Source organism: Gibbsiella dentisursi, assembly GCF_039539505.1.
Classification (GTDB): Bacteria; Pseudomonadota; Gammaproteobacteria; order Enterobacterales; family Enterobacteriaceae; genus Gibbsiella; species Gibbsiella quercinecans.
Genome location: NZ_BAABDG010000007.1, coordinates 816380 through 835803, shown reverse-complemented (window position 1 = coordinate 835803; position 19424 = coordinate 816380). Strand labels below are relative to the sequence as shown.

The 19424-nt window shown below is 58.7% G+C and carries 17 protein-coding genes; 11 read left to right on the top strand and 6 right to left on the bottom strand.

Going from position 1 to position 19424, the window contains the following annotated elements; genetic code table 11:
* The first annotated feature begins 13 nt into the window (after nucleotides 1-13).
* The 5 genes from bcsD to ABFX35_RS17945 all read left to right on the top strand — a co-directional run bounded on the left by bcsD (nucleotide 14) and on the right by ABFX35_RS17945 (nucleotide 4823).
* On the top strand, nucleotides 14-496 hold the full coding sequence (gene bcsD, locus ABFX35_RS17965; RefSeq protein ID WP_346082360.1) for a cellulose biosynthesis protein BcsD: 483 nt from the start codon (nucleotides 14-16) through the stop codon (nucleotides 494-496).
* A gap of 3 nt (nucleotides 497-499) precedes the next feature.
* Complete coding sequence (locus ABFX35_RS17960; RefSeq protein WP_413541299.1) at nucleotides 500-1507, top strand: family 8 glycosyl hydrolase; 1008 nt, start codon at nucleotides 500-502, stop codon at nucleotides 1505-1507.
* Nucleotides 1508-1942: 435 nt separating this feature from the next.
* Complete coding sequence (locus tag ABFX35_RS17955; protein ID WP_230472620.1) at nucleotides 1943-2869, top strand: tripartite tricarboxylate transporter substrate binding protein; 927 nt, start codon at nucleotides 1943-1945, stop codon at nucleotides 2867-2869.
* On the top strand, nucleotides 2860-3342 hold the full coding sequence (locus tag ABFX35_RS17950) for a tripartite tricarboxylate transporter TctB family protein (RefSeq protein WP_346082359.1): 483 nt from the start codon (nucleotides 2860-2862) through the stop codon (nucleotides 3340-3342). Before ABFX35_RS17955 ends, ABFX35_RS17950 begins: the two co-directional genes overlap by 10 nt.
* On the top strand, nucleotides 3339-4823 hold the full coding sequence (locus tag ABFX35_RS17945; RefSeq protein WP_279026360.1) for a tripartite tricarboxylate transporter permease: 1485 nt from the start codon (nucleotides 3339-3341) through the stop codon (nucleotides 4821-4823). The genes ABFX35_RS17950 and ABFX35_RS17945 overlap by 4 nt, the downstream gene beginning before the upstream one ends.
* 87 nt (nucleotides 4824-4910) lie before the next feature.
* On the opposite strand, the gene ABFX35_RS17940 is transcribed toward ABFX35_RS17945, so the two are convergent.
* Genes ABFX35_RS17940 through ABFX35_RS17930 form a run of 3 tightly spaced genes read right to left on the bottom strand, consistent with a single transcriptional unit; the run spans nucleotide 4911 to nucleotide 7420 of the window.
* The gene (locus ABFX35_RS17940; protein WP_346082358.1) at nucleotides 4911-5486 is read right to left on the bottom strand and encodes a peroxidase-related enzyme; all 576 of its coding nucleotides are present in this window, start codon (nucleotides 5484-5486) and stop codon (nucleotides 4911-4913) included.
* Nucleotide 5487: 1 nt separating this feature from the next.
* A complete protein-coding gene (locus ABFX35_RS17935; RefSeq protein ID WP_346082357.1) occupies nucleotides 5488-5985 on the bottom strand; it encodes a CMD domain-containing protein in 498 nt (165 codons plus the stop codon).
* On the bottom strand, nucleotides 5978-7420 hold the full coding sequence (locus ABFX35_RS17930; RefSeq protein WP_346082356.1) for an NAD(P)-binding domain-containing protein: 1443 nt from the start codon (nucleotides 7418-7420) through the stop codon (nucleotides 5978-5980). The genes ABFX35_RS17935 and ABFX35_RS17930 overlap by 8 nt, the downstream gene beginning before the upstream one ends.
* Nucleotides 7421-7687: 267 nt before the next feature.
* Between ABFX35_RS17930 and ABFX35_RS17925 the strand changes: the two genes are divergently transcribed.
* A complete protein-coding gene (locus ABFX35_RS17925) occupies nucleotides 7688-8656 on the top strand; it encodes a LysR family transcriptional regulator (protein WP_279026353.1) in 969 nt (322 codons plus the stop codon).
* Nucleotides 8657-9019: 363 nt separating this feature from the next.
* On the opposite strand, the gene ABFX35_RS17920 is transcribed toward ABFX35_RS17925, so the two are convergent.
* Genes ABFX35_RS17920 through ABFX35_RS17910 form a run of 3 tightly spaced genes read right to left on the bottom strand, consistent with a single transcriptional unit; the run spans nucleotide 9020 to nucleotide 13933 of the window.
* Nucleotides 9020-9748: an amino acid ABC transporter ATP-binding protein gene (locus tag ABFX35_RS17920; protein ID WP_279026351.1), complete on the bottom strand. Its 729-nt coding sequence runs from the start codon at nucleotides 9746-9748 to the stop codon at nucleotides 9020-9022.
* Nucleotide 9749: 1 nt separating this feature from the next.
* Nucleotides 9750-10985, bottom strand: coding sequence for a M20/M25/M40 family metallo-hydrolase (locus ABFX35_RS17915; RefSeq protein ID WP_346082355.1), 1236 nt, complete (start codon nucleotides 10983-10985; stop codon nucleotides 9750-9752).
* Between the two features lie 14 nt (nucleotides 10986-10999).
* Nucleotides 11000-13933 carry an FAD-dependent oxidoreductase gene (locus tag ABFX35_RS17910; protein ID WP_346082354.1) on the bottom strand — a complete coding sequence of 978 codons (2934 nt, stop codon included), beginning with the start codon at nucleotides 13931-13933 and terminating at the stop codon, nucleotides 11000-11002.
* An 86-nt stretch (nucleotides 13934-14019) separates the two neighbouring features.
* On the opposite strand from ABFX35_RS17910, the gene dapA reads away from it, so the two are divergent.
* From dapA to ABFX35_RS17885, 5 genes are read left to right on the top strand one after another with little or no spacing between them, the layout of a single operon-like run.
* Nucleotides 14020-14919 (top strand): 4-hydroxy-tetrahydrodipicolinate synthase, encoded by a 900-nt coding sequence (dapA, locus tag ABFX35_RS17905; protein WP_121554535.1) that lies wholly within the window; start codon nucleotides 14020-14022, stop codon nucleotides 14917-14919.
* A 36-nt stretch (nucleotides 14920-14955) separates the two neighbouring features.
* A complete protein-coding gene (locus tag ABFX35_RS17900; RefSeq protein WP_346082353.1) occupies nucleotides 14956-15786 on the top strand; it encodes an ABC transporter substrate-binding protein in 831 nt (276 codons plus the stop codon).
* Between the two features lie 23 nt (nucleotides 15787-15809).
* Nucleotides 15810-16556 (top strand): amino acid ABC transporter permease, encoded by a 747-nt coding sequence (locus ABFX35_RS17895; protein WP_346082352.1) that lies wholly within the window; start codon nucleotides 15810-15812, stop codon nucleotides 16554-16556.
* On the top strand, nucleotides 16556-17974 hold the full coding sequence (gene hydA, locus ABFX35_RS17890) for a dihydropyrimidinase (protein WP_346082351.1): 1419 nt from the start codon (nucleotides 16556-16558) through the stop codon (nucleotides 17972-17974). Before ABFX35_RS17895 ends, hydA begins: the two co-directional genes overlap by 1 nt.
* A 49-nt stretch (nucleotides 17975-18023) precedes the next feature.
* Complete coding sequence (locus ABFX35_RS17885) at nucleotides 18024-18710, top strand: GntR family transcriptional regulator (protein WP_279026338.1); 687 nt, start codon at nucleotides 18024-18026, stop codon at nucleotides 18708-18710.
* Nucleotides 18711-19424 lie beyond the last annotated feature (714 nt).

Here is a 19424-nt window from a genome sequence, read left to right as displayed (position 1 = left end):
GCTGGTGGGGAATATGCAAGAACACCGTTATACACAGCTCGAACAGGAATATTATCGCCATCGTCAGCAGGCCGTCTCCGGTTGGCAAGTCCTTACCCAGGCCTTGTTTTCCGGTATTCTGTCCTCTTCGGATGATGAAGACGGCCGGCGCTTTCTCAACCTGGTCGGCAAGAATTTGGCCGGCCAGCACCCGCTGCCGTTTTCCCGTTCGCTGGGGGAATTGGAAGACAATATGAATGCCATTCTCGGCCGCTTTGACTGGGGCGTGTTAACCATCGAAGCCAGCCAGCAGCAGCTCACGCTGGTGCACTTGGCGTGGCCGCCTTCCCCCCAGGGGCAGGAGGATGAGCTGTGGCGCGTGGCGTTGATCTCACTGCTTGAAGGCATGTACGCTGAATGGCTGCTGTCCCAGGGCGGGCACCCCACCGTGCCGCTGCGCTGGGTGAATAATTCGGCGGAAGGCGCGTTTATCTTCCGCTACCAAAATGGATTGTAAGGAATGTTTATGCGGTCGATAAGGGCTATCAGTCTGCTGGTGCTGGCGCTGTTTTCCACAGCGGCGCTGGCCCAGGGCAACGGTTGGTCAACCTACAAACAGCGTTTCCTGATGGCTGATGGGCGTATCGTTGATACGGCGAATAAAAACGTTAGCCATACCGAAGGGCAGGGGTTCAGCATGTTGCTGGCGGTGTTCAATAACGATCGGCAAACCTTTGATAAGCTGTGGCAGTGGTCAAACGCCAACCTGTTTCGCAGCGACGTAGGGATGTATTCCTGGCGTTATGATCCCAACAGCGTGCCCAAGGTGGCGGATAAGAATACCGCTTCCGACGGTGATACGCTGATGGCATGGGCGCTGCTGCTGGCCGGCGACAAATGGCATGATAGCCGCTATACCCAGGCTTCCGAGAAGCTGCAGGCGGCGCTGATCAAACACACGGTGATAAAATACGCCGGTTATACCGTGATGCTGCCCGGGTTAAGTGGTTTTAACCAAACCACCTCGATTACCGTTAACCCTTCCTACTTCCTTTTCCCGGCGTGGCAGGCGTTTTATCAACACAGCCATTTAAAGGTGTGGAAGGATCTGGATGCCAGCGCGCTGGCCATGCTTGGCCAAATGACGTTTGGCCAATACCGGCTGCCTTCCGATTGGGTCACGCTCAATGCCGACGGCACACTGGCGCCCGCCAGCAAGTGGCCGGCGCTGTTCAGTTACGATGCTATTCGCATCCCGCTTTATCTGCGCTGGGCGCACCCTGGGCAAGCGGCGCTGGCGCCCTATATTCAGTTCTGGCAGCAGACTCCACGTAATGCCACCCCGGCCTGGGTTAACGTGTTGAGTGGCGCCAAGGCCAATTACATGATGTCGCCGGGCCAACTGGCGATTCGCGATTTCACTATGGCAAATACCGGCGCCATCAGCGATCAACTCTCCCAGGGGGATGATTACTACTCCTCCAGCCTGCAACTGCTGGCCTGGTGGGCCGCCAACGGCGCCCATTAAGCGCGCGCCAGGCCGTGCGCTGACCGGCGGCCTGGTACCTTTCCCTCTCTCTGCCAGCAATCAGATCTGATTTGCTCCGCCAGCATGGCCCTGCCGCTGTCAATGAATTGCCTTGGCTGGCTAGACTTCATCGGTTAGCTTATCGACGCCTTCAATTATGCATAAAAAGTATTGTTAAACTTTATTGATGCGGTTTATTAATAATAAAAAGGCATAATTTTATAAAAAAATGTGCCTGTACATGGTGAATGAATTACCGCATGATTTTGCAACACATGGCGCGTGTTTTTTTGTTTTTTTATATAAAAATCATAGCGATATTTAACCTGTGCCAGGTTGGTGACGGCACTGGTAACCACGGCGTTGCAGCAAAATCGAGGGGAAATCATGAAGAAGTTATGCTCTGGCTTATACGGCTTAATGGCAGGTGCTGCCATGTTCCACGCGAGTTTTGCTGCGGCGGATGCCAGCTACCCTGATAAACCGATCCAGATGATTGTCGCCTTTGCGCCGGGCGGCGGCACCGACATCGCGGCGCGCACCATTGCGCATTACCTGGAAAAACACCTGGCGGACGGCGCGCGCGTGGCGGTGATCAACAAACCCGGCGCGGGCGGCGAAATCGGCTGGACAGCGCTGGCGCGCAGCAAGCCGGATGGCTACACCATCGGTATGATCAACCCGCCGGCCACCAATTCACTGGTGGTGGAGGGGAAAGCCAAATACACCATGGATGATTTCCAGCCGATCGCCAATATTGTTTACGATCCGGCCATTCTGGTGGTGAATAGCAAGAGCCCGTATCAAACACTGCAGCAGTTTATCGACGCCGGCAAGCAAGCGCCGGGCAAGCTGGTGATCGGCACGTCTGGCGCGGCCGGCTCTTCTGAACATGTGGCGTTGCTCAACCTTAACCGCCTGGCGGGCGTTGAATTGAAAGCCGCCTTCTTCGGCAGCACCGCACCGGTAAAACAGGCGGTGTTGGGGAACCATGTGCCGGCGGCGACCATGAACCTGAGCGAAGCGCTGCAACTGGCGCGTGAAGGGCAGATACGTATCCTCGGCGTGATGGCTGAACAGCGTTCGGACTATGTGAAAGATGTGCCGACCTTCCGCGAGCAGCATATCGATCTGATCGCTGGCGCCTCGCGGGGAATCGCTACGCCGAAGGGCACACCGCCGGCGATTGTCGCCAGGTTGGAAAAAGCGCTGCACGATGTGGTTAACGATCCGGACTACCTGGCGGCCGCGCAAAAAGCCGAAATGCCGCTGAACTACCTGGATGCCAAAAGCTACGGCGCGTTAATCGCCCGCATTAACACTGACCTGGCCGAAACCTGGAAAATCACGCCATGGCGTTAAGTTTTAACCCCCGTAAGGCTTGGGTTGAGTTGCTGTTCGCCATCCTATGGGTGGCCTTAGCCATTTGGCTGTATGTTGAGGCCGGCCATTTCAGCGCGGCCAGCGCCACTTTCCCACGCGCGCTGGCGGTGCTGCTTGGTATTTGCGGCGTGGTGCTCAGCGTTAAATCTTTCCTGGCGCTGCGCCGTTTGCCCGCCGCGCAGGCGGCACGCTTGTTTCAGGCGCCGGGCCGCGTGCTGATGGGCTTTGTGCTGGTGCTCCTCTATCTGTTGCTGATGGACTGGGTGGGGTATATCGCCGCCAGCCTGCTGTTTGGCCTGGTGCTGCCGTTGCTGGCCGGTTATCGCGACTGGAAACAACTGCTGTGGGTGATCGGCGGTACCATCGTGTTTATCTGGCTGGTGTTTAACGTGCTGCTGGAGCGCCCGTTGCCGCAGGGCATTGTGGAGTCGTTCCTGGGGAGCCTATTGTGATCGATGCGCTGATTAACGCCTTGCCACTCGTGCTGGCCCCCATGAACCTGCTGGCGGTGCTGTTGGGCACGGTGGCCGGCCTGGTGGTTGGGGCGTTGCCCGGCCTGACCGTGACGACCGGCATTGCGGTGCTGATCCCGCTCACCTTTGGCATTGAGCCGCTGTTTGCGCTTGGCATGATGGCGGGGATGTACAACGGCGGCAGCTACGGCGGCGCCATACCGGCGATTTTGTTGCGTATCCCCGGCACGCCGGCATCGGTCGCCACCACGCTGGATGGCTATGCGCTGACCCAGCAGGGCAAGGCGGCCTATGCGCTGCAGGTAGCGGTAGTCTCCGGCGTGGTGGGCAGTGTGCTTTCGGCGATTTCACTGATCTTATTTGCGCCGGGGCTGGCGAAGGTCAGCCTGGTATTTGGCCCGGCGGAGTATTTCTGGGTGTCGATCCTTGGCCTGGCGACCGTCACCTCGCTATTGGGCAACGATTTCCTGAAAGGGCTGATTGCCGCCATTATCGGGCTGGTGATTGGCACCATCGGGCAGGATATCTCCACCGGTGACGAGCGCTACACGTTTGGCAGATTGGAACTGGCGGAAGGGCTGGATCTGGTGGTGCTGCTGACGGCGCTGTTCGCTTTCCCGCCGGTGATCCACATGCTGGAGAAGGTAACGCTGAAAGGCATGTCTTCGCACCTGCTGCATCTGCGCAAACAGGGCTCGGTGCTGGCGAAGTGGCGTGAGTTTTTGCCGGTGTGGTTACGCAGCTCGGTGATTGGCATCATCATCGGCATCTTGCCCGGCGCGGGCGGCAGCATGTCTTGCTATCTGGCGTATAACGATGCCAAGCGCCGCGATAAAGACCCGGAAAGCTTTGGCCATGGCAACCCGCGCGGCGTTGCGGCATCGGAAGCGGGCAACGGCGCGGATAACGCCTCTTCGCTGATCCCGGCGCTGACGCTGGGCATTCCCGGCTCCGGGGTGGCGGCGGTGATCCTTGGCGGCCTGCTGGTGCAGGGGCTGCGCCCTGGCCCGCAGCTGTTTCAGGATCACCCCGACGTGGTCTACGGTTTTATGCTGCAAATGCTGATTTCTGCCCTGATGTTGGTGCTGGTGGGCGGGCTGACCGCCACGCGCATTTTTGGCCAGGCGCTGCGCCTGCCGACCGTGTTGTTGGCACCGGTGATCATGCTGTTTATCACCGTGGGGGTCTATGCGGTCAATAACGCCGAGTTTGATCTGTGGTTGTTCTTCGGCATTGGCATTGTGGCGTATTTCCTTGAAAAATTGGGCTATCCCAGCGCACCGATTATTCTGGGGGTGATGCTTGGGCCGATTGCCGAAACCCAGTTGAACCTGGCGCTGACCATTTCAGGCGGCGATCCTGTGGCGTTGGTCAATACGCCGCTTTCCTGGCTGCTGATCGCGCTTTCGGTATTTATCCTGCTGACGCCTGGCTGGCGTTACCTGCGCAACCGCCGCTGAGCCGGCGTGCAACGGCACAGCCAAAAGCGCAACCGCCATTCCGGCCGTTGCGCTTTTTTTATCACTGATGCGGAAATAAAACGGCGTCTACCTGGGCGTGGCGTGGCCCAGCGTATGCATCAAACGGTTGGCCCAGCCGAAAATGGCGGCGGCGTGGATCAGATCGACGATTTCCGCTTTGCTCAGGCCGGCGGCCAACAACGGCTGCAGTTGTTCGGTGGTAACCGCATCGGCACTTTGCGAAAGTGCGCGGCAGAAATCGATAATTGCCTGCTGACGCGGAGCAAAACGGGCGCTAAAGCCTTGGGTATATAAGGCGTTGATCACATCCTGCCGGCCGGAAAGCTCCAGATAGCGGCGAGCATGCACGGATGCGCAGTATACGCAGCCGTTAACGCCAGAGGCCACCAACGCGCCCAGTTCCCGCTCATCGCGGCCCAGGCCGCCACGGCAGTACATGATGGCGTTAAACAGACGGGTACGCGCCAGGTAGGATTCCGGATCGTGCGCCAGGGTGCGCACGTAGGGCGAGATTTTAGTATTGGACGGCGTGACCTGCATCGCCGCCAGCTGTTCCGGCGTGGCTTCCGCGACTTCAACCGGCGTGATCCAGGGCGCCCAGTGCTGGGCTTTCACCGTGACTTTTACGGCCTTGTTCGCCATGTTACAGCGCCCCCAGCAACTGTAGGCCCGCCATCACGCGGGATTCGAAATTAACAAAGGCTATCAGCTCCGTTAGCGCGACAATCTGCGGCGCGTTCAGGCCGGCTTCGGCCAGCGTGTGAATATGCTGGTCGGTGCTGTGCCTGGGCTGCAGGGTAACGTGATCGCTATGGCGCACGATGGCCGCCAGCCAGGTGTCTTCTGCCGACGGCGAGCCGCCGTTGGCGATCGCTTGATAGGCGTCGCCCTGGGCGAGCGTGTGGTAAAACGCCGCCTGCGCCGGGTTGCCGCTTAGCCGGGCTATGCGTTGCGCCAGCGCGATGCGCAGTGCGCTGGGGATCCCTTGATCGTTCTTGGGCCACAGCACAGTAGCGCGGCAGGCTTCGACGCCATCGACAAACTCCGGGCGGGCGCGGCGTACTGCATACAGTGCAGAGCCGGGCGCAATGCCGGCCACGGCATCCACCACGTTGAGTGGGGTTTCGCCCTGATTATTCATGGTTTGCATCCTGCCATTCATCCCCTAACAACTCCGGCGTATCAAACGCCACCAGATTGGCGAAGTGGGTTTCGCGGTCTTCCACAAAAATGCTGCGCACAATCCCCTGCGCCAGGCGGCGCGCGCCCTCACTCACCGCCGGAATATCGCCGGAGAGTTTGCCGTGGCTGAGGGTGGAGGGGTAGTTGAAGCAGTAAATGCGGCGCAACGCAGGGCATTGGCCCGGTTGTTTCTCCTGGAAGCTAAAGTCATCCCCCAGATAGGGCGAGGTTGCCAGTTCGCCTTGTTCTTCACCGGCGGGTGGCGTGAAGGCGTCTTGCCAAAATTTGATGGCCGAAGCAAAGCGCGCCAATTCTGGCTTTTGAGCCAGATCAACCCGAAAGCCGGTGGCGAAAATCACAAAATCCAGTTCGTGGGTACCGGAAGGCGTTGCCAGCAGCACGCGCTCGCCCTGTTGCTTAAGCGACAGAACCGGGCTGTTGAGCCAAAACCGGCCGTTTGGATGGCGTGAAACGCGCAACGTTGAATCACGCGGCGGCGGGGTTTGTGCCGCCAACGTATGGTGCAGGAACTTCCACTTCCAGCGATCGTCCAGCGCCTGGAAGCCGTGCACCACACCTTGGCTGGCGATGCCGGTGAATTTATTAATGCGCGGGATATCGCCACGGCGAATAAACAGATCCACCTGGGCGGCCCCCTGTTCCAGCGCGGTGGCGGCGTTGTCCATCGCCGAAGCGCCTGCACCGATCACCGCAATGTGTTTGCCGGCGAGTTGGGTAAAATCGATATCATCGGCCGAGTGCGCCCAGAAGCGTTGATCCACCGAGTGGGCGATGCCCGGCACGTAAGGGCCGCCCAGGCCGTCGCGGCCATTCGCCAGCACCACGCGCCGCGCGTAATAAATCTGTGTGCCGCCGTTCGCCAAATCTTGCGTGTGCAGCGCGAACAGGCCGGGTTCGATGGATTGAATATCCGTTACCTCAACCTGGTTCGCCACTGGCAACTGCAGCACCTTGCGATACCAGGCCAGGTAGTCCATCCATTGGGTGCGGGGGATTTTCCCGAGCGCCTCCCAGGCGGCGTTGCCGAATTGCGCTTGGTACCATGCGCGGAAGGTGAGTGCCGGCAGGCCCAGCGCCGGGCCGGTGAGCTGTTTTGGCGAGCGCAGTGTTTCCATGCGGGCAAACTTCAGCCAGGGCCCTTCCAATCCTTCTGGCGATTTATCAAGGCACAGCAGGTTGTCCACGCCGAGAAAGCGTAGTGATGCGGCGGCGGTGAGGCCGCACATGCCGGCGCCGATGATGATCACATCGTGAACCGCATGCTGCTGGTAATGGCGTGGCGGGATCCAGGGTTTGGCCGGCAGTTCCAGCAGGCTGAGATCGTCTGCCAGCCGCTGTTCAAGCGCCTTCAGATTGGTGTGATGACTGCTCATCGAACAGTGTCTCCTTCAGATCGGTATTTCGCGATGGAGCGGCGCCGTTTAAGCGGCAACCTTCGGTAAGCATGCCCGAGAAGGCCGCCAGAGGCGAATGTTTATTATGTTTTTTGTGGATTATAATTGGTGTTTGATGTGATTTATTAATAATAATTAATCATTAGCTTATTCACAAACGGCGATTTATTATCGCTGGTTAACCGCGGATTATCGGGCGTTTTAGCGCGCCCAAGCGCTGACGGCGCTCAGGGGAGAAGAAGTAACATGACATCACTAAACGATCTGGATCTGCGCCAACTGGAAGCGTTCGCCACCGTGATCTCTGCCGGCAGCGTGACGGCGGCGGCCAGAGTGTTGGGCCGTTCGCAACCGGCGGTGACCCGGCTTATTCAGGATCTTGAAGCTTCTTTGGGCTACCCGTTGTTTGTGCGCAATGGCCCGCGCATTCACCCCACCGAACAGGCACTGAAGCTACATCAATATGTAGAAAAGGCGCTGCTTTCGCTGGAGCAAATTCGCCTGCGGGCGCAGGAGATCGGCCAGGCAGGGGAGAAGCCGCTGATGATTGCCGCCACCCCGGCGATGTCTTCCGGCTTATTGCCGGGGGCGTTGGCGCAGATGGCGCTGACGGCGGGCGTGCAGATCCTCAGCGACTCGGCTGAACAAACCGCCCATGCCGTGATCACTGGCGAGGCCGACCTGGCCATCAGTAGCCTGCCGCTGGAGCACCATGCGGTAAACCTGCACTGGATCGGCCAGGCGCGCTGCGTGCTGGCGCTGCCGGAAGCCGATCCGCTGGCGGCCAAGGCGGTGATTAGCCTGGGCGATGTGGCATCGCGCCCGCTGATTGCCCCGCACAACCCCTGGCGTCTGCGTCGCCGCTTCGATAAGGCGCTGGCAAAGCACCGCACCCGGCCGAAAACGATCGTTGAAACCAACTCCTCTGCCAATATTCTTGCCTGTGTGCGCGCCGGGCTGGGCATTGCGATCCTGGAACCGGTGACGGCCTATGGCCTGCCGGTGCAAGGGGTGGCGATCCGCGAGCTGGAGATTGATATTCCCTATTACTTTGGCGTGGTCACGCCGCTTGGCCGGGCGCCGAACGAGCGGGTGTTGGCGCTGGTGGAAGCCCTGGGCAACGTTGCCGCCGCTATGTTGCCCATGTTCCAGCGCCTGGCGCCGGGCGAGCATCAGCGGGTGATGCAACTGCTGAATAAGGAAAAGGCGTTGTAGGGGCGGTTTTGGGTATTAACCGTGGTGCCGGGTAGCCGTTGCAGGTATTAGAGCCTGATGTGGCTGGTTTTTCGTAACCTGGGCGGTGAGTTATTTCAGTGTTGAGCGCCGTCTCGATGCTAATTTTCTTCAGTAGGCGTTCGAACTGTGTATGAACCTGGCACATAGGTTACAGGCCAAGGCACAGTAAACCTATCTATCTCGTTGACTGTGCGAGTTATAACCTGTGACCCCTGTGTTCGGTTCATACAACCGCAGCCGATAATCAGTTTGCCATTCTCGCGTATCCAATCCGCCCTCCAGCGCCAGGCTGGCTCCGCACCGCGTGTGCCAGGTGGCGCCATCGGTTGGCAGTAGCTTCCCTCAATGCGTTAGCACCTGCTGCAGAAATTCCCGCGCGCGCTGTGACTTCGGCGCCTGGAAGAATTGCTCGGCGTCGGTATCTTCAACAATCTCTCCCGCATCCATAAATAATATCCGATCGGCTATTTTTCGCGCGAAGCCCAGCTCATGTGTTACGCAGAACATGGTCATCCCGTCGTGCGCCAGTTCGGCCATCACCGCGAGCACCTCCGCCACCATTTCCGGATCTAACGCAGATGTCGGTTCGTCAAATAGCATTGCGCGAGGCTCCATCGCCAGTGCTCGGGCGATGGCGACGCGTTGCTGTTGCCCGCCGGACAGTTGCTCAGGATATTTATTGGCGTGCTCCAGCAGGCCGACGCGTCGCAGCAGCTCCTGGCCTTTGCTGAGCGCGGCCGCCTTATTGCGCTTTAAGATCTTTCTCTGCGGAATCACCAAATTATCCATCACGGTCAGATGTGGGAACAGTTCGAATGACTGAAACACCATGCCGACCTGACGGCGCAGCTCCGGCAAATGGGTATTTTTATCGCCCAGCCGCATCTCATCGATCTGGATATTGCCCTGATCAAAGGTTTCCAGCGCGTTGATGCATTTAATTAACGTCGATTTGCCGGAGCCGGACGGGCCGCAAATAACAACCACTTCGCCGGTATTCACCTGAACGGAGCAGTTCTTCAGCACCTGAAAGTCTCCGTAATACTTGCAAAGATTGTTGATTTTTATCACTTTATACTCCTTCGGATAACAGAGAGAACAGGCTGTTCGCCACAACATGCGTGGCCAGACGCAGATCTTCCAGCCGCACACGTTCGTCGGCGCGGTGGGCATTCGCTTCGAGCAGCGTGCGTGGACCGGCGCCGTACATGATGGTGGGAATACCGGCGCTGCTGTAGAGACGGGCATCGGTATAGAGCGGCAGGCCGACCACCGGAATCGGTTCGCCCAGCACGGCTTCGGCTTCCCTGCATACCAGTTCCGCCAGCCGATCGCTGCCCGCCACCGGGGTAAACGGGCGTGCCAGCAGGATTTGGCGCACCTGAATCGTGATCTGCGGCAGCGTCTCCTCCACGCGGGCGATTAGCGCGCGCATTTCTGCTTCAACCTCTTCCGGGGATTCTTCCGGGATAATGCGTCGGTCCAGCCGCAGAGTCAGCGTATCAGCCACCACATTGGTATTGATGCCGCCGTTAATTAAGCCGACCACCATGGTGGGATGACCGATCCCGGGAATGGCCGAACTGCGCAGCGCCAGACTATCGCGATAGGCGTACAGCGCCTGCAGCAGTTGTACGCCCGCCTCAATGGCATCGGTGCCGCTGTCCGGCATCGCCGCGTGGGCTGACACGCCCTTCACCGTGATCTCCAGATGCAGGCAACCGTTGTGCGCGGTAACTACGTGGTAGGGCAGCGCCGCGCAGATCACGTAATCCGGCTGACTTTTAACGTTATCGAGGATCCAGCCCGGGCCGGTTTGGCCTCCTGTCTCTTCATCGTAGGTCACGTGCAGCTCAACGCAGCCGGCAAGGGGAGAGGCCAGCTGTTTCAACGCCCGTAGCGCGCAGGCGAAGGTGGTAATATCCGATTTGGATACCGCGGCGCCCCGGCCGTATAGCCAGCCGTCGTGGATTTCCGCGCCGTAGGGATCCACGCTCCAGCCCTGTCCGGGCGGCACCACATCGCCGTGCGCATTGAGTGCGATAGTCGGGCCGGCGCCGAAATGCTCGCGCACAATCAGGTTGGTTGCACTGCGCATGCCGGCACCCTGCACAACGTCCGCCGGCACCTGATGGCGTTCTACCGTGAATCCCATTTCCTCCAGCAACTGGGCCGTACGTTCCGCATGCGGGGCGCAGTCGCCCGGCGGATTATCCGACGGCGTCTGCACCAGGGCTTTCAGCATATCGACCTGGGCGGCGAAGTCGTCGTCAATCAGAGTTGCCAGTCGTTGTTTATCCACATTCATTCAATACGGCCTCTTTAGTTGAAACGCTCAATAAGGTAGGGGGAAATATCGATGTCGGTATGCCCACGGGTCATCAGATCGGCCACGATGCGGGCGACAATCGGCGCCAGCGTGTAGCCGTTCGAGGTCACAGCGTTGAAGAAGCCCGGTTTGCCGGGCACCTCGCCGATGATCGGCGCGCCGTCGATGTTGACGTTCATGCCGGCCCAACTGCGCAGCATATGCAGCCCGCGCAACGGCGGCAGCACGTTGGCGGCGACCCATAAATTGCCTTCGATGCTGCGGCGCAGGGCGTAATTCATGCGCATATCGGCGGAAAAGCCCGCGCTCCAGCCGCCGCCGATCAGCAGGCCGCCGTTGACGGTCTGTTTCAGGCTTAAATGGCGGTCGGCATGGGCGATCAGGTGGTCGATCATTTTGGGTGCCCGCTCAGTCACGATCATCTGCAGCGGTGCGCCGCGTACCGGAACGTTAATACCGGCCATCTGACCGACGCTGCCAGCCCAGGCGCCTGCGGCATTGACCAGCCTCCGGGCGCGGATAACGCCGCGGCTGGTAGTGACGCGATAGCCGCCTTCGCGCAGCGTTTCTATCGACAGAACGTTGGTGCCGCGTTGGAAGCGCGCTCCCTGTTGCCGAGCCAGACGGCCGACCACATAGGTGGCGCGCAACGGGTTGATTTTTCCCTCCAGCGGGCAGAATTCCGCCCCTTTCAGCGTTGGCGCAAGGTGCGGCGAAAGACGCAGCAGATCCGCCTGGCCCAGCAGTTCCGCCTCTATGCCGTAACTGCGTTCCATGCGGATTTTTTGCTCAAGGAAACGCAGCCCTTGTTCGCTGTCCGCGACCATCAGGCCGCCGGTGATTTTGATCTCCAGCGACTCGCCGCTCAACGCTTCCAGCATTTGCCACTGACGGATGGCGTGTGGGCCGAGCGGCAGCGTCTGGGCTGCCGGGCCGCCGCCGGCCTGCGCTTTCTGGCCGAAATCAAATGACAATAATTGGACGTGCAGACTGCCGGCATTGGCGCCTGAAGCCTGCATATTGGCCTCGTCGCGGTCGATCACCAGAACGTCGGCGCCCTGACTGGCCAGGTAATAGCCCAGGCAATTGCCCAGCACGCCGGCGCCGATGGTCAGGATGTCGACAGATTGTTCTGGCAGCGTGTCGTTGACCACCGGCCGGGCGAGGTTGGGGGTGATGGCCGGGAAGTGGCCGCCCCATTCCGGTTTTTCGAACGTTAGGGCGGCGATAGGAACGGGTTTGGCCGGCACTCGGGGGGCGAAAAATCCTTCCACGTCGGGTTGGCGCCCGGTCATTTCGCTGATTAAGCGGGCAGCGACGCCGGAACAGTAGCGCCCCTGGCAGGGGCCCATACCGAGCCGGGTATTGCGTTTTAGCATGCCGGGCGTGTCATAGCCCTGTTTGATCTGGCTGCGAAGCTGGCCAAGGGTGATATTTTCACAGCGGCAGATCAGCGTGTCGTCTGGCAGATGGGACAGACTAACCGGCGGCGCCTGGTAGATACGCCACAGCGCGCGCTGAAAATCCTCCGCCCGCCGCAGCTTCGCTTCCGCCTGACGCCGCGCGGGCGCATTGTCGCCAAGCCCGAGCGCGGCGGCGGCGGCCAGTCCGGCCAGCGTGCCGCGGGCTAACGCCACGCGGGAGCCGCCCAGATCCGCGCCGTCGCCCACCACGAACACCCCGTCGACGCTGCTGGCGCCGGCAGGATCGGTTTTAATGGCCGGCGTACTGAACGGGGTGTCGCGCAAGTATTGCTCGCAGCCCAGCATGCGCGCCAGCTCGGTGGAAGGAATAAAACCGTGGCCAAGGCAGAGCACATCGCACTCGATACGCCGCTCGCTGCCGGGCACGACCTGGCCTGACGGATCAAGCCGGGCAACGGTGATCGCCTCGAGCCGTTCAGCGCCGTGTGCGGCAATCACTGTCTGCCCCCAGTACATCGGTACGCGGCCCAGTTTCAGCCGCGCGATATATTTCTGCCCTTCGGCGATCAGGTCCGGCGCATTTTTCAGTAGCCTCAATGCCTGTACGCTGTCTTTCAGGCCGGGCCGGGGGGCGGTTTCCAACAGCGCGCACACACTGGCACCGCCGGCGGTCAGATCGGCTGCTAGCTGTAGATTCAGAGGGCCATTACCGCTGATCGCGATACGCTGGCCGGGCATAACCTGATAAGCCCGCGATAAAGTTTGCGCCGCGCCGGTGGTCATGACGCCCGGCAGGGTCCAGCCGGGAAAGGGCACCGGCCGTTCATAGGCGCCGGCAGCGATGATCAGTTTACGGGGACGGAACAGTCTCGCTTTACCGTCGATCAACACCGCGATTTCATCGGCTGCAAAGGCGCCCCAGACGGTAGTGTTCTGATACAGGGTAACCCCAACATCCTTCAACTGTGTAAGGAGGGAGAGTCCATTGGCGAACTGCGCCGGCACCCGGCGGACAAAGCGGTGCGATGGCGCCAGCGGTTTATAGAACTGCCCGCCGCTTTGCGCCCGTTCGTCGAGGACACAGACTTTCGCCCCCTGGCGTGCGGCGGCCAGCGCGGCGGAGAGCCCCGCAGGCCCCGCGCCCACCACCAGCACATCACAGGTTTCCAGCGGCGGTTCATTTTCGCACGGCGTATTGCTCAGCGCCTGGCGCTGGTCAAGGGTGGACGGCGCACTGCTGATCTGCATGCTGTTCGCTACTTTGGTCATACAACTGCGTTGCCCAGGACAGCCGTCGACTTCCACCACGCACTCGAAACAGGCACCCATGCCGCAGTATAGCCCCCGACGATCGCCGCTCTGAGTCTGGCGAATGCTGACCAGATCGGCTCTTGCCAGCGCGGCGGCGATGGTTTCCCCCTGCTGGGCGGGAATCGGGGTGCCGTTGAACCAGATCTGGATCGTCGGAGAATCACATTCAATTGAGGGATGAATAAGGCGCATTTGATCCTGTCCAAAAAAAGGTTGCATACACATTGTATACGTATACACTTCGTATGCAATAACCTCATTTACATTTGGACAGAACGATGGAAACTTTTCGCGGTACCTATACGGTTTTAGTCACTCCATTTACTCCTGATGGAGCAGCAATTGACGTGCCAGCATTGGAACGGCTGGTGGAATGGCAAATAGAACAGGGAATTCATGGGCTTATTCCGCTTGGTAGCACCGGCGAGTTTTTGTCGATGACGCGGGAAGAGCGACAATTGGTCACCGAAACGGTGATTCGCACCAGCAGAGGGCGTGTGCCCGTGCTAATGGGCACCGGGGCTGAATGGACCCGCGACTGTATCGAACTCAGCCGGGAAGCGGAGGCGATGGGGGCGGATGGCGTGATGATCATTCCGCCGTTCTATAGCTGCCCGAATGATGATGAGCTCTTCACCCATTACCGCAAAGTCGGCGAAGCGATCAGCATTCCGATCATGATCTACAACAACCCGGCTACGGCGAATGTTGATCTGCAACCCAAATTGGTCGCGCGGCTGGCGCAGATTGATACGGTGAATTACATCAAGGAATCGACGCTGGAAGTCACCCGGGTGCGCGACATCATCGAACTGTGCGGCGACAAAATGAACGTATTCGCCGGCATTCTCGGTTATGAATCCTTCTGGCTGGGCGCCTGCGGCTGGATTGCCGTCGCCTCTAATCTACTGCCGCAACTGTGCGCCCAGATGTTTGAAGCTGCAGTGGACCGGCAGAACCGCGACGAAGCGCTGGCGATCTATAAACAGATCGTGCCTGTCGTCCGGGCCGTGGGCGGGCCATTCTATGTTTCGGCCAGCAAAGCCGGGCTCGATATGCTCGGTCTGCCGGTCGGCGATCCGCGCGCGCCGCGTTTGCCGCTGGAGGCGTCCGCCCAACAGGCGTTGCGCCAGGCGCTGGATAAGCTCGGTGTGCTTAATAGCATCAATATGCAGTAACCGATTCTCTCTTTGTTCATTACTGGGGAAAACGATATGAAAAAATTGTCTGCTTTGCTTCACGCTGTTGCGCTGTCCGGGCTGTTGGTTAGCACGGGATCTTTCGCCGCCGCCTGTAGCGCGCCAGCCGGCGCGCAGCTGATCGTTCCCGGTCAGTTAAATATGTCCACTAACCCGACGCTGCCGCCTTTACAGTTTGTTGATAACACTGGCCAACTGAAGGGGATGCGTATCGAGCTGGGCAAAGAGATTGCGAAGAGGCTATGCCTTGAGCCCAACTATATTCGTATCGAGTTTTCCGCCATGGTGCCGGGGCTGCAGGGCGGCCGCTGGGACATGATCAATACCGGTATTTTCTTTACGCCGGAACGCGCCAAAATCATGTGGATGATCCCGTATGAAAATCAGTCAGTGGGCCTGTCGACGATGCCGGATAACCCTGCCAGCATCAGCAAGCCTGAGGATCTGGTCGGTAAGCGCGTGGGCGTGGAGATCGGCGGTTTTGAAGAAAAAGCGATCCGCCGCGTCAGCGCTGAGCTGCAGGCTAAAAAGCTCAAGCCGATCGAGATCCTCACCTTTGATAACTTCGCCATCGCTTTTCAGGCGCTGCGCGCCGGCCAAGTGGACGCAGTGATCAGCCTGGATGCTGTGGCCAATGAATACCAGCGGCAGGGACAGTTTCGCCAGGTGATTTCCGGCCTGGAGCCAACGCCGGTTTCTCTTGCGTTCCGCGATCGCGCCCTGGCGGAGGCCACGGCGAAAGTCCTAAACGAGATGCGTGCCGATGGCAGCCTGGATGCCCTGTTTAAACGCTTTAATGCGCAAACGACGTCCGGAACTTTTACCGTTCACGGCCCGTCCTTGTAACTGCCTTACGGGAGAGATGAGCAATGAATCACGGCTGGAGCTGGGCAGGTTACTTCGAGTACCTGTTCAATCATTATTTAATGATGGGTGTTGTTTATACCATCTGTCTTACCCTGGTGGGGATGGTCGGAGGCCTACTGCTGGGTGCGTTACTCGCTTTCTCCCGCCTCTCCCCGATAGTCTGGTTGAGCCAGGCGGCCAAATTCTATACATGGATATTCCGTGGCACGCCATTGCTGGTGCAGTTAATCATCATCTATACCGGCCTGCCGCAGATAGGTATTCGCTTTACCGTTGTGGAGGCGGTGCTGATTGGCCTAATTCTGAATGAGGCAGCTTATCTGGCCGAGATTATCCGCGGCGGCGTGCAGGCGGTCCCGCGTGGCCAGATCAACGCGGCGAAAGCGCTGGGGTTCGGCGGTGTGGGCGTGCTGCGCTACGTTATCTTTCCCCAGACGATGCGGCTGATCCTGCCGTCTCTTGGCAACAGTTTTAACGGCTTGCTGAAAACCACCTCGATTGCCTCGGTGATCTCGATGGAAGAGCTGCTGCGCCGTACGCAGATGCTGATTCAGGAAAAGTTTATGGTGCTGGAGCTGTTTATGGTGGCCGCCACTTATTACCTGATTCTGACCACGCTGTGGGATCTGATACAGCGGCGCATTGAGCGACATTACGCTAACGCTTACCGCAGCGAGCATACGCCGAAGGACGAAAAGGCCGGGGCGGCGATCGGCGCCGGCAACAAATTAAATAACGAGACGCGCTAATGAAAGCATATGATCTGATCATCCGCCGGGCCGACATCGTAACTGCGGCGGATCGCTTTACCGGCGATATCGGTATTCATCAGGGGCGGATTGCCGCCATTGGCGAACGGCTTGATCCGGCGCTGGCGGAACAGACTATTGACGCGGCGGGGCGGATGGTGACGCCGGGCGGGGTCGACGCGCATTGTCATCTCGATCAGCCTTCGGCCGACGGTTCTGTCGGTTCCGATGACTTTCTCACTGGCACCCGCTCGGCCGCTTGCGGCGGCACCACGACAGTGATCCCGTTCGCCATGCAGTTTAAGGGGCAAAGCCTGGATAATGCGGTGGCCGATTACCATCGGCGCGCCGACGGTAAGGCCTGTATCGACTATGCCTTCCACCTGATCATCAGCGACGCCGCGCCTGAAGTGGTGAATGAACAACTGCCACGCATGGTGGCGTCCGGCTATAGCTCATTTAAAATTTACATGACCTATGACGCGCTGAAACTCAGAGATCGCGACATTCTTGACGTGCTGGATGCGTCGCGCAAACTGGGGGCGCTTAGCATGATCCACGCGGAGAACGACGACTGCATCAGTTGGCTGACTGAACGTCTGTTAAAGCAGGGTAAGAGCGCGCCGCGTTTCCATGCCGTTGCGCATAGCGAGATCGGCGAGAGGGAGGCGACGCACCGGGCGATTTCGCTGGCCGAACTGGTCGATGTACCGATTTTACTGGTGCACGTCTCCAGCCGCTCTGCGCTGGAGCAGATCTATTGGGCGCGTGGCAAGGGGCTGAATATTTTCTCTGAAACCTGTCCACAGTATCTGTTCCTGACTGCGGAAGATCTGGGGATCGACGATCATTTCCACGGCGCGAAATGTATCTGCAGCCCGCCGCCTCGCGATACCGACAGCCAAAACGCGATCTGGACCGGGCTGACCAACGGCACCTTTAGCATTTTTTCGTCCGATCATTCGCCCTATAACTATGACGATCCGCACGGCAAGAAGCTGCATGGCGATAACGCCTCGTTCGATCGGGTGCCCAACGGTATTCCGGGGCTGGAAACGCGTATGCCGTTACTGATGAGCGAAGGGGTGTTGAGCGGCAGGCTGACGCCGCAGCGGTTTGTCGAGCTGACCGCGACGGCGCCCGCAAAGTTGTATGGGCTGTATCCACAGAAGGGCACGCTGTCGATTGGCGCCGATGCGGATATTGTTATCTGGGATACGCAGAGCGATAAAACGATCCGCCATGCGGATCTGCATTCGGCCGCCGATTACACGCCGTATGAGGGTAAGGCGCTGCGCGCCTGGCCATCGATCACGCTGGCGCGCGGCAAAGTAGTATGGGTCGATGGGGCTTTTTGTGGCCAGGCGGGCGACGGGCGCTTTTTACCCTGCGCGGCGCCTTTCCCTCCGGCCATATAATTCGTTACACTTAGGCCCTTACTTTTATGGACACAGGTAAACATGCTCCATGTCAGACTATCAGGATCACGTGCTTGCCGCGATTATGGCGGCTAAGCCACTTTATCTGAAATCAGCCAGTCTTTCTGAGCAGGTTTACCTGCTGCTGCGGGAGTTGATTCTGGAAAGGAAAATTCCGGGCAGCAGCGAGATGTCTGAATCGCGGCTGGCTGATGAATTGCAGGTATCGCGTACGCCGATGCGTGAAGCATTGGTCCGACTGGCGGGCGAGAATCTGCTGGTGAGGCGCGGCGCTCGCTCTTATGCGGTGCGTTCCGTGGATATTAAAGAATATCTGGACACCATGGCGCTGCGCGAGGTGCTGGAGTGCGAGGCGGTAAACCGCGCGGTAGAGCGTATCGACCTGGACGAACTCGGCCAGTATGCCAGCGAGCTGCAGGCGTTGATGTCTGGCGAGCATGAGGAACATGTATACTGGCGCTTTGATGACCGGCTGCACAATTTTATCGCCGAATCCTCAGGCAATAAAGTGCTGGTGCAAATGCTGGAAAAGCTGCGTATTAATGTGCGCCTGTTTCGCCTGCACAGCCCACTGCATCGCCAGAGTGAAAATCATGTCGAGCATCAGGATATTATTCATTACCTGACTCAGCGCGATGCGGTAAAAAGCGTTGAGGCGATGAGAACGCATATTAGTAAATTGCGCAATGACGTGATTGTTTCTTTATCTGGCTAATTTTCACCAGGAATAAAAATATATACTCTAAATAATTCGGATAGCAGAAAAATATGCCGGCCGGGATTTCAGCGCTGCTGGTAGTTGAGGCCCCGTCGTGGGCCATATAATTAAGTGCTGCCGACGTATCTGCAGCCTGAAATACGGTGAGTATATACCAAAACCATTCGCGTTGCAGCAGGGCGGCGATGCAAAGAGCTATCAGGATAAGCCGGGTAACCAAGCCAACATACCTGCAACTTGCAGCATGACCAATATATTATGATTAAGTAAATATCCGCTATCCCTGCGAGGAGCGGACGTGATGACGAATGCCTTCCTTTCCGATATCGTTCCACTGCGTTTCTTCAGGCAAAGTGTTGAATATTTGCGGCCGCTGACTGTTTTATACTCATTATTGAGCCTTCACTGGGGTAAATGAATGGATTAAGGGCACATGATTGGTTTTAGCGCAATCTCTTCAGTTTCATACAGTGGTACACATTCAGCAGGCAGGTACAGTAGACACTCAGGCTGAAAGCCTGCCCTGGCATCGGTTTAGTTCTCCTCTGATAAATTGGTTGAAAAGAGTTGGCGCAAAACATGTGTATCTGATGACAGAGCTGCCGCCGGAATGCTTGGTTGCAGCTACGCCAGCGATAAGGCCGCCACCGCATTTAGCTGGCACAAAAAGTCCGTGGGCTGGCGGAGTCTGAATTAGTCCGCTAACCACCT

What these genes read in the sequence shown, in the direction of transcription:
- bcsD (WP_346082360.1), top strand. Translation starts at nt 14, where the DNA reads ATGCAAGAACACCGTTATACACAGCTCGAACAGGAATATTATCGCCAT.
- ABFX35_RS17960 (WP_413541299.1), top strand. Translation starts at nt 500, where the DNA reads ATGTTTATGCGGTCGATAAGGGCTATCAGTCTGCTGGTGCTGGCGCTG.
- ABFX35_RS17955 (WP_230472620.1), top strand. Translation starts at nt 1,943, where the DNA reads ATGTTCCACGCGAGTTTTGCTGCGGCGGATGCCAGCTACCCTGATAAA.
- ABFX35_RS17950 (WP_346082359.1), top strand. Translation starts at nt 2,860, where the DNA reads ATGGCGTTAAGTTTTAACCCCCGTAAGGCTTGGGTTGAGTTGCTGTTC.
- ABFX35_RS17940 (WP_346082358.1), bottom strand. Translation starts at nt 5,486, where the DNA reads ATGGCGAACAAGGCCGTAAAAGTCACGGTGAAAGCCCAGCACTGGGCG.
- ABFX35_RS17935 (WP_346082357.1), bottom strand. Translation starts at nt 5,985, where the DNA reads ATGAATAATCAGGGCGAAACCCCACTCAACGTGGTGGATGCCGTGGCC.
- ABFX35_RS17930 (WP_346082356.1), bottom strand. Translation starts at nt 7,420, where the DNA reads ATGAGCAGTCATCACACCAATCTGAAGGCGCTTGAACAGCGGCTGGCA.
- ABFX35_RS17925 (WP_279026353.1), top strand. Translation starts at nt 7,688, where the DNA reads ATGACATCACTAAACGATCTGGATCTGCGCCAACTGGAAGCGTTCGCC.
- ABFX35_RS17915 (WP_346082355.1), bottom strand. Translation starts at nt 10,985, where the DNA reads ATGAATGTGGATAAACAACGACTGGCAACTCTGATTGACGACGACTTC.
- ABFX35_RS17910 (WP_346082354.1), bottom strand. Translation starts at nt 13,933, where the DNA reads ATGCGCCTTATTCATCCCTCAATTGAATGTGATTCTCCGACGATCCAG.
- dapA (WP_121554535.1), top strand. Translation starts at nt 14,020, where the DNA reads ATGGAAACTTTTCGCGGTACCTATACGGTTTTAGTCACTCCATTTACT.
- ABFX35_RS17900 (WP_346082353.1), top strand. Translation starts at nt 14,956, where the DNA reads ATGAAAAAATTGTCTGCTTTGCTTCACGCTGTTGCGCTGTCCGGGCTG.
- ABFX35_RS17895 (WP_346082352.1), top strand. Translation starts at nt 15,810, where the DNA reads ATGAATCACGGCTGGAGCTGGGCAGGTTACTTCGAGTACCTGTTCAAT.
- hydA (WP_346082351.1), top strand. Translation starts at nt 16,556, where the DNA reads ATGAAAGCATATGATCTGATCATCCGCCGGGCCGACATCGTAACTGCG.
- ABFX35_RS17885 (WP_279026338.1), top strand. Translation starts at nt 18,024, where the DNA reads ATGTCAGACTATCAGGATCACGTGCTTGCCGCGATTATGGCGGCTAAG.